Annotated in this window: 8 protein-coding genes; all 8 read right to left on the bottom strand. The window is 38.9% G+C overall.

Annotated elements, in window-relative coordinates:
• Positions 1–10: 10 nt before the first annotated feature.
• Positions 11–1339, bottom strand: coding sequence for a DUF6055 domain-containing protein (locus DW036_RS02495; RefSeq protein WP_118461038.1), 1329 nt, complete (start codon positions 1337–1339; stop codon positions 11–13).
• A gap of 8 nt (positions 1340–1347) precedes the next feature.
• Positions 1348–2640 carry a CotH kinase family protein gene (locus DW036_RS02490; protein ID WP_158585936.1) on the bottom strand — a complete coding sequence of 431 codons (1293 nt, stop codon included), beginning with the start codon at positions 2638–2640 and terminating at the stop codon, positions 1348–1350.
• Positions 2641–2751: 111 nt separating this feature from the next.
• Positions 2752–3297, bottom strand: a complete 546-nt coding sequence (locus DW036_RS02485) for a hypothetical protein (RefSeq protein WP_118461034.1) — start codon at positions 3295–3297, stop codon at positions 2752–2754.
• Positions 3294–5579, bottom strand: a complete 2286-nt coding sequence (locus DW036_RS02480; protein ID WP_233560231.1) for a DUF6055 domain-containing protein — start codon at positions 5577–5579, stop codon at positions 3294–3296. Before DW036_RS02480 ends, DW036_RS02485 begins: the two co-directional genes overlap by 4 nt.
• A gap of 57 nt (positions 5580–5636) precedes the next feature.
• The gene (locus tag DW036_RS02475; RefSeq protein ID WP_118461032.1) at positions 5637–7148 is read right to left on the bottom strand and encodes a DUF4859 domain-containing protein; all 1512 of its coding nucleotides are present in this window, start codon (positions 7146–7148) and stop codon (positions 5637–5639) included.
• Between the two features lie 26 nt (positions 7149–7174).
• Positions 7175–8884 (bottom strand): RagB/SusD family nutrient uptake outer membrane protein, encoded by a 1710-nt coding sequence (locus DW036_RS02470; RefSeq protein ID WP_233560228.1) that lies wholly within the window; start codon positions 8882–8884, stop codon positions 7175–7177.
• A 12-nt stretch (positions 8885–8896) separates the two neighbouring features.
• Positions 8897–11998, bottom strand: coding sequence for a TonB-dependent receptor (locus DW036_RS02465; protein ID WP_118461030.1), 3102 nt, complete (start codon positions 11996–11998; stop codon positions 8897–8899).
• A gap of 67 nt (positions 11999–12065) precedes the next feature.
• Positions 12066–14501 (bottom strand): glycoside hydrolase family 127 protein, encoded by a 2436-nt coding sequence (locus DW036_RS02460; RefSeq protein WP_118461193.1) that lies wholly within the window; start codon positions 14499–14501, stop codon positions 12066–12068.
• Positions 14502–14902: the final 401 nt, after the last annotated feature.

The following is a 14902-nucleotide window of genomic DNA, read 5'->3' as shown; positions in this document are numbered from 1 at the left end:
AGCATTTTGTTTATAAAGGTTTACTTCCTGTAACTTTGATGCGATATGGCCATTGGGCATCTTTTTCCTCCGGATTGGGATTCATCCAATGTTCAGTAGGGGCACCCATCACAACCAGCCACAAATGAGTCAATTTATTTACTTTTGGAGCTGTAAAAATAATACTTTTTCCGCTATTATCACTCACATCCCCATAAATAGATTTACCATCCTCCGTTATGGCTACAAAACCATAACGCCAATCGGCTTTATCCGTATGAATTGCATTATATCCTTCCTTTCCTGCTTCTCCACAGAACTCTACTTTCACTTTCTTTCCCTGTTCAGGTAAAGCTAACGGAATAGCATTAAATCCATAATTCTCAGGACAGTTGTCCGGTGCGATTCCATACCACCCGTCCGATAGAGTGGTTAAGCTGGTAGTATATTTATTGGCATACGGTCGAGTTTCTTTCCATACACGAGGAAAAGCCCAGTTGATAAAATGACGATAAGCATCAAACATTTCATCACAGAACTGCTTCTGATCTAATCCGGTCATCCGCTTGTAAGTTATCACCGGATCTTCTCCCCGCTTACCTTGACGATAGAGTTCGGCAATAAAAGGCAATCCTCGTTTCATACCCCAATATTCCAGCACATAGGGAGAATGATAGATGTTTTCCAGATGGAGATAAGCTTTATGAGTCAGCTTCATGAAAGCATCCCAATGATATTTTTCATCAGTGATCCATTCGGGATTCACTTGCCACAGCATCCACTGCGAGGTCATTTCAAAGAAACCGCATCCTCCCCAAGCCTCTCCTTCTCCATCACAACTGATCTGAGCTTGAAAACTATGTCCCAATTCATGGGCTATGCAATTCAGTTTCTTATCCTGCACACGATTGGGAGCAATCCATAATGCACCGATTTCTCCATCATAATCACCACCATAGGCAGTTCCTTCCAAAGAGTAGTTTAGCATGACCATCATACGATACTTATCACACTTTGAACCCGGCTTGGAAAACTTCAAAGTATCCCGGAAAAAACGATAGAAACTTTCCAATTTTTCCGTTAAATTCGACAAATCCACTTCCATATCATGCCCTTCCAACTGAGGAGGATTAGACAGATCATTTCCAAACCCTTTTTCCCAGAAAATGACGAAATTATCAGTATATGCCATGCGGTGATAACTCCATTTACTATCAGGATTTTGAAGATCCATACCCTGCAGGTCTTTGGGGATATAAATTTCTTTGCCGGAAGGCATTGGAACAGATGCTGCCTCTTGCGCTATCAAACTCAGAGAAATCACTAAGATAAAATTAAATAAAAGGATATACTTCTTCATATTATTTTCTATTTTGTTCCTGACGGATAGTTCTTAATAACAGTATCTAAATAGTCGGTACGCTGTTGAAGCCATTGCTTCATTCGAGATATCTCTGTCTGATAATCTTTGTCAATAGGCCAACGTTCAGCATTCCGTTTCATTGCTTCGGAACAAGATGTTACAAAGATATTCGTTTCCTCCCAAAAGTCTGACATTATTTTATCCCTGATTGTTTGCCAACGTGCTTTATACTCACTAACAAAGTGCTTATTTTTAAATAAATCAGTGAAGAAAGAGGGTACATAATAACCTCCGATATGATTGGCAGGATCAGTACCTAATACCAATTCACGATAACTAGTGAAAAAATTGTGTCCGGTATACATAGTTCCCCAATCGAAGTCAAAACCGGCATCAAAGTCCCAAAGCGGCCCCATTGTCCAGAGTCCTTCTTTGTCTTTATGCATATAAATACTACGAGGGGCATCCACTTCCACATTATAGACTAACTCCTGTATCAGCATATAGTCAATAAACGAAGCAATATTCATTAATTTAGAGGTTGCTTCATAATTACTTTCATATATGCTTTGTTCCAACCGGGCAAAATCATTTTGTACTACTTTCAGTTGGTTAGTAGTCGCATCCTCAGGATATTTCACACAGATGGGCATCTTGTAAACTGTCGACCAGAAATTATCCCCTCCATCCGGATTAAGCTCCGGTCCGTCATCCGCATCCAGCGAGATCAGCATTCCTTGCTCATCATCCACCGCTACACGACTACTGCCCTGTTCAACTTGTTCGGTCAATTGATAAAGTCCAATATAATCCCCATTCAGTGTGACTTCTACATAACGAGAATGGTTAATATAAGGAAGTTCCAATTGTTGTCCTGCTATAAAAGTGAAGGTATTCATCATGTGAGTTGGATCCCGATAATTAGCCAACAGTACCCAATCCTTCTCAGTAGCCAATCCGAGTATCTCTGACTTCTTATCCAGTTTAATGCGATAAGGTTTCTTAGGATACCATAACCATGTGGAGTTTCCACGTCCGCGAATACGTCCGGTTCCTGTATAATTCCATTCTTCTTTTTTCGACTCAATGGTGAGGGTACAGTTTACATAGTCCTTCTTATCTTTTGAGATGATAGGGGCAGCATTCTCGGTGGTGATAGCCAGTTGTGCAACTTGATATTGAGCATCCACAACTTCACTTGTATCTGGTATATCTGGTTCTACAGGCGCAGAGTCATCTGAGCAATTTACCAAGAACGCAGATAAACATATCAAGCCAAAAATATTTGCTAATTTCATTGTATTTTTATTTAATGCAGGAGAGAAATGATATCCAAGCGCATAAGATAAAAAAGGAGGAATAAAAGGATTTACTTTTATTTCCTCCCATTTCCACATATAACCTAATACCTATTTATGACTTTCCTCTGTTGGAATGATATCAGAAAGTTCAATAGTATAAACATAAGTTTTGTTTCTCATTTTTGAATTGGAGATTATTTGGTGCTTCATTGCAGTTTTCCCACTAAAAGTAATTGTTCCCACATAATCCTCATACTCTTTTTTCATGTTGGACACAATCATATAAGCTCCTTCTTCGTCACCCAAATGGATAAACATATTATCTTGTTCTCTTTCCGGAAGAATAATCCATTCTTTTGTATCTTCATCATATGACAACTTTCCTAATAAATTTGCAACATTAAAAGCCTGTCTATCTTTGGCATCGGGCACAAAGATTTCCGATTCATCCACCTGCTTTTTACTCCCACTATCGTTATCGCCGCAAGATGTCAGAGTAAAAGTTAATAAATACAGCAAATAAAAGAGCAAAGGCATTGCTAATGAAAAATTAAATAAACGAGTCATAATCATGTTTTTAAGGTTATCAAATTTATTATTAAAAGAAGGAAGATGAAAGAATACTTTTTCTTCCTTCCCTAAGATTTTCTTCAAAACTGTAGATTTAACACAAAAGTAGCTTTATATTGCATGCCATTCTTGGTATATACCAACGATGGTTTTACTACATACTTCTTTCCAGCCACACTACTTCCCGGTTTATGACCATATTTAAAAACGAATGCATCTTTATCATATTCAATCCAAATGGGATCATTATTCCCCCATGAGCCTTGATTACCTTCAGTTGTACAGTAAAATCCACCATTAGCCGTATAGGAATAAGAGTAAGTTCCATCCGTTTGTAGCAAACCAAAAGCTATTTTTCCTTCAGCAGGATTTGATGTTTGCCCGTTTGCAATGGTTAATGTATTTCCACTCAGTACACTGGGTTGCATAACAAAAGCTTGCGCCAGTTTTTGAATATCTCCATTCGACTGCAAATCAATAACCCCCAGATCATAACCTTCTGTTGCAGCATTACAATTGAAGCTATAAGTAAACTCCGCATCTTTAGGATCGGCATTCGTGTCAATATTAAAACTCCCCAAAAGATCAGTACCGTTAAATTTCACCTTATAAGGCCATTGTTCATCAGTTAACTCTTTTTCGTCCCATGGGTTCGCTTTGTATTGATTGGGAGCTCCTAATACCACAAAATACAACTTGTCGGTATTAGCAGGAATAGTAAAGTTTACAGAATTTACTGCTTTCTGATTCATTTCTCCATATACACGAGTACCGTCAGTTTTCAAAGCAACAAAACCATAACGCCATCCTGCGTTGCTTGCAGTTCCTACATTGTATTTATTTACATTCCCTTTCACTGCTTCCGACTCCATATATTCACCCGGATCATCAGTAGCTAAAGCAGAACCCGGTGCCAACCCTTCAAAATTAACAGTAATAGCAGTGCCTGCCTCTGGCACGTTCAACGCTATAACATTGAAACCTGTGGAACCCGGACAACTGGCATAAGCAACCTGATAATAATTATCCTCAATCTGATAGAGTTTAGTAGAATATTTCCCAATATACCCATCAGCATAATTGCGAATGACATCAATATCAAAAGTAGCCATTCGTACAGCATAATCATATAGTTCTGTTTTCATGGCCTCCCATTGGTTACCACAATACAAACGCATATATGTTCCGATAGCATCTTCTGGAGAAGCTGAACGTTTCCATATTTCACCTACAGTTTCAATGCCATGTTTTTGTGTCCAGTAGTACTGCAGCCAATAACTAGCATAACGCATCCATTCATGTTCGAAGTGACGGTGACAATTAGCCAACCATACATCAAAGTGGTAATTAGCAAACAATTGTTCTGGATAATCCTGATAAGATTGCCACTGTGCGCACTGTTCCCAGAATCCATTACCACCATTACTGCCTTCGTAGCCATAACGGAAACCATGCTTAAAATCATTAGGCTCACCCTGCAGTATCTTATCACAATAAACCTGATACTGGAAACTATGTCCAATTTCATGAGCAATAGTAGAACCTACCGGCTGACAAGTACTGGGATTCACCCACAAAGCACCAATTGTATTATCATAGCCAGAGCCTGTTGCAAGCCATTCAGTCTGATACAACAAGTAAATTTCCATTTTATATTTGTCCAAATAAGATTTACCTTGTCCCAATTCTGCAAATTTCAGCTTTTCAATATTTGTTTTATAGAATTGTTCTGCTTTTTCCAATAAATCATCGATATCCACACGCAAAGCTGCATCTACAGTTGCTGCATTTGGATCGTCTCCGAAGCCTGCTTCCCAAAATACAAAGAAATGTTCACTCTGTTTGCTCCGGAACCAAGACCATTTGGCATCGCTGCGAAGCATGTTCATACTACTGAATTCTTCAGGTTTATAATACTTGTCAAAATCTTGAATATCAGTTTCATCCATAATTAATAAAGAAGTACCGGCTTGTGCTACACTAATTTCCTGTTTTGTAGTACCACAGGTTAAAATAACTGTAGCTGTACGAGCTTCTTTATTAGTATTTTTTTTCAAGGTTAGCCCTATTTTCATCATTCCACCAATCCCCTTGTCAGCAGAGAGAGTTAACCAACTCGCAGCATTAGTTTCTTTCAGAGCTGCAGTCCATGACGCCAAAGCAGTAAAACTAACAGACGTATAGGTATCCTCCGCTTCTAATGAAAAAGAGAGTTGGTCTTCATTAACGGTTATCATATTTTCCCCTGTACCTTCTTCTTTGTCATCACTACATCCTACAAAGAAGAAAGGGTAAGCCATCATTATCAGGCACATTAACATTTGACCAATAAGTTTTGTCAAGAGTTCTTTTTTTATACTTCTCATAGTGTTAGTATATATAGCAGGGAATAGAATAACTCTACTCCCTACAGTTTACATTTATTATTCAGCTTTTGCTCCTACCTTAACGGTTAAATTCACTGTTACAACGCCTCCATTACAAGAGATGATATATTTAGAAGCCACCGCAGTATTAGGTAAACAGCTTTCCGGATGGTTACCAGCATACAAATAAAGCGCCGTTTCCGAACTTCCGAGACAACAGAATACCACACTCTCCGTACCATAACTACAAACTTCACCGGTTGCATTAAGCCAATATCCTGGGGCATCACTAGTATATGTCGGATCTTCTTCACTGACTTTACCACAATATATTTTCAAATCACCGCTAATTCTTGCCTTGTGAATTTGATAAGTAGTCATTTTGAAAGCCTCACGAAGTACATCCTTCATATCAAACTGTACATTGCTAAATGTATCATCCCACGATTTCTCAATAGTAACATCCAATACTTTATCTGTAGTTGGTTCCCCTACAGGAGGAGTTTCCGGATCTTCATACGCAACGATATTAACGGTAATATTCAACATTACTATTTTATTGTTTGCTAAGAAGCCATATTTTGCAGTTACACTGTATCCACCTTCCAATGCATTTGGCATTTGTCCTACATATAAAACGTCCAAATCTTCCTCTTCAACGTCATCACCCAATCCATAATATTCCACATATATTCCAGCGCCATCCCCATGAGAACCGGCAAAACCATTAAGATCGTACCAGAAGCCATTAGTAGCACTCGTTTCTTGCGCATAACTCCCATCAGAATTAACACCGATAATTTGTGCATCTTCTAAAGAGGATATTCCCAAATCACTCAATACTTTTGCTCGATCAAACGCTATTGGATCTGAATCATAAGTTGATCTTGGATTCATTGTCACAGTTAAATCCTGTGTACTAACAATCGTAGCACTTATCTGTCCTTTTTCTTTGGGCTTCGCGGTAATAACAACTGCAATACGCTTTTCTTGATACTTCAAGCACTCAATAAACTTAACATCTTTGCCAACTTCCAGTTTGCCAGGCATTTGTCCTACATTGAAGTATCCTCCTTCTGCATCATATTCTGCAAAAACTCTTGCATTATCTCCCCAAGAAGCTGTATTACCATCTTTATCCCACCAATGTCCCCAATAAGAGTTGGTATTAGAATTCGTCATATTATCAGCATGTGTAGTGCCTTCAATACAGAAACCTGTGATATCTGGGGCATCTTCATAAGGTTTATCCGATCCCATATTGGCAATACCATGTGCCAATTGAGTCGGAGTTATTCCAAATAAATCAGCGATCTTAACCGTATCAATATAAACATATACACCATCATATCCATTAGCAAGAATTGTTATTTCAGCATCATATTCAAGAATCAAATCAGCATTAATAGAATTCTTCTGCGCCTCTTTTATAGAATCTTGACGCGCCAATTCTGCTATTTCTTCAGCAGTAAGGATGTGTTCACTCCATATATCCGTATTATCACCACACCCTGCCAAACCGGACATTAGTAAGGCAAAGCATACAAGGTAAAAATATATCTTTTTCATATTATTCTATTTTTTAGGGTTATCACTTATTCAGTAGCTCCAGTATAACCTGTATTTTGCTTCAGATTAATATTAGATCTCATTGCCTGTTCTGGAATCGGGAAGTAATTCCAATGAGATTCCGTAGTAGCATCCTTACAGAACCATGATTTACCATTGTATACACTACGTCCATCAGTCATCTTAAAACGAATCAGATCTTGGCGACGATGTTGTTCACCTACAAACTCCCAGCCCAGATCATCCAATAAGCCACCTAATTCAATGTCTGCACCACCTTCCGTAGTAGATACATAAGAAGCCGGATCCCAGTTTGCATAACCTTCACAGGTATATTCACGGTGACCATAATTATAGCAACTTCCTCCTTTTAATTGAGCTACGGAACGAACGGCTTTTGTGGCTGCATCAAATGAGCGTTTACGAACTTCAGTCACCAAGTCGGCAGCAGTTTGCTCGTCACGTCCTAAACGAAGTAAACACTCAGCCTTAATAAACATTGCATCAGCCAAACGGAAAACAGGTATATCATCAGCAATTGTGCCATACTCTCCTGCTACGATTTCATACTTCACCATGCGATATCCTTCCTGCTTATAAGCACCCGGTACATCAATAGAATGTACATTCTTATTATAGTTCAGAATACCTTCACCTGCCCAATCATCTTCAGCATACTCTATATAATCACCTGCCTGTGAAGTATAAGTGCCATCAGAATTCTTCACTGCTTTCTTCTGCTTACCACCTGTCCAAGTATCTGTTAAACGGTTATCTGCCGCATCGTACGAATCAATGAACTGTGGAACAGCACAACTACCATTGGTTGCATTAGCCGTACATCCAAAAGCCTCCAGACCTACCTGCGGAAAAGAGTAAGTATGCAATAAGAAATGTTTCGCGTGAGTTCTATCTTGCGGTATTGCAAATATTATCTCCGGATTATCATCTATGTTCTCACGGAAACAATCACTATATTTAGGAGCTAAAGTGTAACCACCATTATCAATAATGTCATTCACCTCAAGCAATGCTGCTTCATAACCATCATTACCAGTTGTACCCAGATAGACATTTTTATTTAAATAGAGTTTAGCAAGTGCCATGCAAACTGACCAACGATTACCATAACCAAAATATTTGTCAGTACCGATATCTTCTTTAATCTCCGTTAATTCTTTTACACAGAATTCATAGACTTCTTGTGTAGTATTCTGTTCCGGCAGGTATCCATCTGGTACATCCAAAGTCGTTTCTATAGGTACATTACGGAAATAATCCAATAGTTGATAATAAGTCATAGCACGAAAGAATCGCATCTGGGCACGGTCTGCTGCATTTTCTGCAGGCATTACATCAAGCACTTTATTACAATAACCAATACATCCAAAAGCAAAATTCCAAATATTCTCAGCATGCCCTAAATTATAATTCCAATCATGCTTATGAAGATTTACATAAACATCTCCCCAACCTATACCTACACGAAAAGGAACCATATACTGATCTGTACATTGTTCGTTCAACTCCCAAGAACCAAACCAAGAACAATGCATATAGCGATATTGCGCTATGGCCTGTCCCATCAATGAAGCAACATCTTTCTCGCTATCAAAATCAATATTCGTATCATTCAGTGTACTATATAGATTTTCTGTCAAATCAGTGCAAGCAGTCAGACTCAGCATACTGCTAGCCATCAATCCCATAAGGGTATTTTTTAAATATCTTTTCATAATCAGTTTCTATTAAAAGGTAAGATTCATGCCAACCGTAAACGACCGAGTAGTAGGATATTTATCCTGATAGTCAATACCCGGTGACATAAAGTTATTAGATACTTCAGGATCAATGCCTGAATAACCAGTAATACAGAATACGTTTTCTGCCGACAAATAGAGACGTGCGTAATTAATAAACTTTTTAATCTTTCCTGCCAGAGGCAGTTCATACCCCAGAGTTACATTGGTTAGTTTCACGAAATCACCTTTCTCTAAATGATCACTCCAGAATCCTTGCCCCATAGAGTTGGATAAACGTACCATTTTTTGTTTGCCAGTAGCTTCGTCAATATAAGGTGTTCCATCCGTATTTATAGCCGAATAATAATTGGCTGCTGATTTCAGACGATTGTAAGCTACAGAGTTATTTTCGTAATAACAACGTTGCGCATTTAAAATTTTATATCCAAACTGTCCGGTAAACTGTAAGCTCAAATCAAAACTTTTATACCTGAAATTATTAGCCCAACCTGCATATACTTTGGGTAAGCCACTTCCCAGACGTTGACGATTTTCTTTCACATTCAAATTCGTATTGAATTCTTTAACAGTCCAACCACCTTTACCGTCAGATACTTCGACCAAAACAACACCATCTTTACTAACACCTACAGATTTCAATCCCCAGAAATCACCGAGACTTTTACCAACCTCCATACAGTGAGTAGCAACGGTAATAGGCTCACCTAATCCACCAACCTCATGAAATGTTTCCGTTTCATATAAATCATTACTCAAACTTAACAGTTTATTCTTATTATGAGATAATGTCAATGTGGTATTCCATTCAAAATCTCTCGTACGTACAGGAATAGCATTAATCATTATTTCAATACCATTGTTACGCATCTTACCAACATTGGCTGTAGTATAACTGTACAAGTTGGGCGGAACGGGTACACTATAATCATACAACAAATCAGAAGTTGTTTTCACATAATAATCTACACTACCACTCAATCTCTCATTCAGCAAACTCCAGTCCAAACCAAAGTTATATTCCTTTGTCGTTTCCCACTTCAGGTCTTTGTTCGGATTTTGAGCAACTTTAAGAGTCTGTATCCAATCCCCTTCCTTATTCATTATATCACCATAGGAATCATAATTATAAGTATACTGAGATAGGTAATTAGTAGTTGGGATTACTCCCGTAACACCATAACCTACACGCAACTTCAAATTATTCAGCCAAGTCTGATCTTTCATAAATTCTTCATTGCTGATAGTCCAACCCAAAGATACTGATGGGAAAGTACCCCAACGATGATTTGATCCAAAGCGAGTAGAACCTTCACGACGTACGCTAATCAAAGCGTTATAACGATTATCATAACCATAACTTACACGACCGAAAAATCCGATCAATTTATCATCACTTTTTGAGGAGCTCATACCCGCATGACGATCTTCCTCTGTAAGCAAAGTTCCTATACCTAAGTTGTTGTATAAGTATGCTTCAGTCGGAAAATTACCGTTACTTGCACCGAAACCATCATACACATTATACAAATAGCTATAACCTACCAATGCAGATACACGATGTTTATCAATATTAAAATCATATTTAGAAGTCAATTCTATATTATCATTACGTGAAGCTGATTCACTTTTGCTGGCAGAGCCATTGTAGTCATTCTGTGTCACTAATGAATAATGCTTACTGGTAGTATAGCTTTCTCCAGTATAAACATTTTCTTTCATTGATACCATCAAATTCGTTTGCCAACCTTTGATAGGTTCAAAAGTGATGTTACCACTTAAACGATAAAAACGGTTACGCCCATCACCAATATACTCATCTTGAATTCCACGCGGGTTATAGTAATACAATAAATTCAGATTTTCATTATAAGAACCATCTTCATTATATATCGGAGAAGATGGGTTGCGAATAATAGCCTGACGATAAGCATAGGTATTATTATTCAGTGTGTAAGTTTGACGGGTAACCAAAGCATTTACATTAAACTTTAACCAATCATTTAATGCATATTGTGTGAAGTCAAGTTGCATCTTCAAATTACGGTTATCACTCTTACGCATAATTCCCTGCTCATCACTATAAGTTACATTGGCAGAATAAGTAGAATTTTTAGAACCTCCATCCAAAGTTAATGAATGATTTTGTCTATAACCTGCTTTACGAGTAATAGCAGCCAACCAATCTGTATCATAACCTTCATAATTGAAAGAAGTCATACCATAGAGCACATCATGCGTATCCATAAAATCTGATTTCTTTGTCCAGTTAGAGAAAGAAACATATCCAGAATAGTTAGCACTCGCATGAGAATCACGTTTTCCACTTTTCGTAGTAATCAAAATCACACCATTTGCACCACGCGTACCATAAATTGCAGCAGCTGAAGCATCTTTCAACACATCAATAGAAGCAATGTTTTCAGGAGCCACTGTTGTCAGTGAACCTTCTACACCATCTACTAAAACTAATGGAGTAACACTACCTTTAACTGTTGTAAGACCACGTAACATGATGCTGGAAGTTTCTGTTGGATCACCTGACGATTTTACAATACTCAAACCTGCGATTTTACCTTTTACCAACTCAGCAGCATCGCCAATCTTACCAATTGTAAAGTCTTCCGCTTTCACACTCGTAATAGCACTCGTTACATCGCCTTTACGTTGCGTACCATAACCAATAACCACAACTTCATCAATCATTTTAGAATCTTCCTGAAGAGTTGCATTTATTTTTCTATTAGCTCCTACTGAAAATTCCTGCGTTTCATAACCAATGTAAGAGATTACCAAAACAGACTTAGGGCCTTTTACTTTCAGCGTATATTCTCCATCAATATTGGTAATTACACCGTTAGATGTCCCCTTCTCAAGAACATTAGCACCAATAACTGGTTCACCTTCCTTATCTTTTACAACACCTGTGATTGTAATAGTCTGTTGCTGTACAATCTCAGTCCCCATAGTTTCTGTCATTTCCGGAAATGCAAATGCCGGACTAACACTGGCACCTGCTGCAAGAAAAAGACAGGTTGTCGCCTTTAAGACAGCTTTGCTGAACAAGGCTCGATTTTCATGTGTCTTCATATTACATCTTTAATTAAAAGGTTAATATTTTATTACAAGTTACAAATTCTTAATTTTTAAAAATGGATTAGTTTACTTTCCATTCAATAACCCCACCCGATGCACCTTTCTGCAATTGGGCAGCTATTTTCAGTCCTGTCGTTTTCACCGGTTTGAAATCAAGGCTGTTGTAGCAGTCTTTCTTTACCGTATATTCGTTCAAAGCTTCTACTTCTTTCCAGCTTTTGCCATCTTTATAGTAGAGTTTCCAACTTTCCGGCACTCGGAAATCCCCGTCATAATGATCTAAATCCAGCCAGTACACTTCTACGTTTGAAATCGTATAAGGTTGGTCAAATTGATAAGCCAAAGTTTCCTGTGTTCCATTTCTCAACCACCAGTAGTGATAAGGTTTAGAAATATCCGATGAGCGCTTTGGTTCCCACTGGTCATTCACACCCCATGCCCAGGTTTCAATTGAAGCTGATTCAGGAGCATCTTTCTGAATAGGTGCTTGTATCATCAGTGTATGTGCCTTGCTGGCGATTGTTGGCTCCGGAGTAGGACGGGCATATTCTGCAGCTTCAGGAATCCACACCGCCATCTGATCGGCACCACGATTGTTCCAAGTGGAATAAGGAATGGCTTTGAAAGGAACATCCTTGACGCTACCATCTTTTTCTATTTCCTTAGCTGTACCAGTCAATACCATGACACCGTTTAATAAATCAGCATCGTAAGTTGCCTCCATTGAAGTACCGTCAGGAATAAACTTATTAAAGACAATGCTGTCAGCCTGATCTTTACCTTCCAGGCAAAACATTATTGGACCACGCTCAATAGCAAGCTTACCACGGTCATCTTCTACATTATCATTCGCTTTCACACGGCGGACATCCATCGGGAAATTAATTTCCACAATATCTCCAGCCCTCCAGTCATGGAGAATCGTAGCATAGCCATCCAGCTGCGCGGCATTTACTTTCTTGCCATTAATGGAGATAGTGTAAGCCTTTGCCTTATCAGTAAACGAATAAAGGTCCGTAGGTACAGGAGCATCCTGTGCCCATCCCGGAATACGAACGCGCAAAGCGAATTCCTGTTCCTTTTCGGGATTAACGGAAATGCTGACTTTACCATCCCACGGATAAGTTGTGGTCTGTTCCAATTTTACATTGTTAGTTTCCGTATTCAATTCGGCTTTACTCTGGATATAGAGATTGACATAAATATCATTGCCCTGAGTAGCATACATATAAAAAGGTACAGAAGCCATGAAACGCGTTACATTACCCGGACAGCAAGCGCAACCAAACCAATGCTGGCGTTCATGTTGCCCCATAGACTCAAGCGGATTATCATAGAAAAACTTATCGCCACTGAGTGAAACACCCGAAATAACTCCATTGTAAAGAGCACGCTCAAGTACATCGGCATACTTGGCATTACCCGTAGCCAGAAACATACGGTGATTCCAATACACATTGGCAATGGCAGCACAAGTCTCACAGTATGCGGTATGGTTATTCAATTCATAGTTAGGACCAAATCCTTCACCTTGCGGACGTGAACCGATACCACCGGTTATAAAAAGCTTCTTACTTGCCATATTTTCCCAGATACGGCTTAAAGCATTGAAATAAGCTGTATCCTGAGTTAATGAAGCTACATCGGCAACACCGGAATAAAGATATCCTGCACGTACGGCATGACCTACTATTTCATCTTGTTGCAGAATAGGTTTGTGATCCTGGCTGTATTCGCTAAGACGATGTCCGTCTGTTCCGCGACCGGTTTCCTCTACAAAGTATTTAGCCATCTTCAAATACTTTTCATCCCCTGTCACCTTATATAATTTAGCGAGGGCCATTTCAGCGATAGGATGACCGGAAGGAACATGCTTCTGTCCTTCATTCGGACCAAAGACCTGACATACTAAGTCGGCATTCTTGATAGCTACATCAAGGAGATTACGCTTCCCCGTCGCACGAAAATGAGCAACGGCAGCTTCATACAAATGACCGCTATTATAAAGTTCATGACTATTAATCTTTTCCCAACGGCTCTTTCCCCACCAACCGGAAAGGCGATAGCATTTATTAGTAACACAAGTGGTAAGATAGCCATCCGGTTCCTGAGCAGCAGCAATCAAGGTAATAACGCTATCCAGATAAGCATCCAGCGCTTTATCATATTTCACAGCCAGCGAATAAGAGGCTCCTTCTATAATCTTATAAGGATCGGTATCATCAAAAGAAAAGTCACCGCGATGTTCTCCTTTCATCAGACCACTGGCTATGGCAAAGTTATCGAAGCGCCCGTTCTTCTCACATTCTTTAAATGCGGAAGGAATAGAAACAGTACGGTTGGTTTCAATGCGTGGAGTCCAGAAGTTATCATTCAGGTGAACTTGAGTAAAGGGAACTTCTTTTATCGGTGCATCGGGCTTAACGTAGGAATTGCTGCAAGCACTCATGCCCAGAAGGGCAATGCTACCGAAAAGGAATTGAATTCGTTTCTTCATCATACTATATATGTGCTTTTAAATCATTAGCATTAGTGTACGGCAAAGGAAAGGGATTTCCTGTTAACAGGATGAAAAAATAATCTATAAGGATAAAAGAATAGTCGAAGCATGAAGCTCCAAAAGAAGATTTGGATTATTGTTTTATCCCATTGGACGATATTTTAAATTTCCCTCATTTCACATCACCTCTTCACTTTCCCCTTACCTTCTCCTTACTTACTCCCTATCTTCTCCCTACCTACTCCTTTCTATATACAAGGAGAAGGTACAAAGAAGCTACGCCCTAAATACGAGATAAATAAGAATCAGATAAGCACACGCAAATGGATGAAAAAATAATCCAATCGAATACAAGAATACTACAAACAGCCATTGAGAGGGCTACAGAAAGGCATCTT

Source organism: Bacteroides sp. AF39-11AC, from assembly GCF_003474285.1.
GTDB lineage: Bacteria > Bacteroidota > Bacteroidia > Bacteroidales > Bacteroidaceae > Bacteroides.
Note: the sequence above shows the minus strand (reverse complement) of the source record. Positions and strands in the feature narration are given on the sequence as shown.

What these genes read in the sequence shown, in the direction of transcription:
- DW036_RS02495 (WP_118461038.1), bottom strand. Translation starts at nt 1,339, where the DNA reads ATGAAGAAGTATATCCTTTTATTTAATTTTATCTTAGTGATTTCTCTG.
- DW036_RS02490 (WP_158585936.1), bottom strand. Translation starts at nt 2,640, where the DNA reads ATGAAATTAGCAAATATTTTTGGCTTGATATGTTTATCTGCGTTCTTG.
- DW036_RS02480 (WP_233560231.1), bottom strand. Translation starts at nt 5,579, where the DNA reads ATGAGAAGTATAAAAAAAGAACTCTTGACAAAACTTATTGGTCAAATG.
- DW036_RS02475 (WP_118461032.1), bottom strand. Translation starts at nt 7,148, where the DNA reads ATGAAAAAGATATATTTTTACCTTGTATGCTTTGCCTTACTAATGTCC.
- DW036_RS02470 (WP_233560228.1), bottom strand. Translation starts at nt 8,884, where the DNA reads ATGAAAAGATATTTAAAAAATACCCTTATGGGATTGATGGCTAGCAGT.
- DW036_RS02465 (WP_118461030.1), bottom strand. Translation starts at nt 11,998, where the DNA reads ATGAAGACACATGAAAATCGAGCCTTGTTCAGCAAAGCTGTCTTAAAG.
- DW036_RS02460 (WP_118461193.1), bottom strand. Translation starts at nt 14,501, where the DNA reads ATGAAGAAACGAATTCAATTCCTTTTCGGTAGCATTGCCCTTCTGGGC.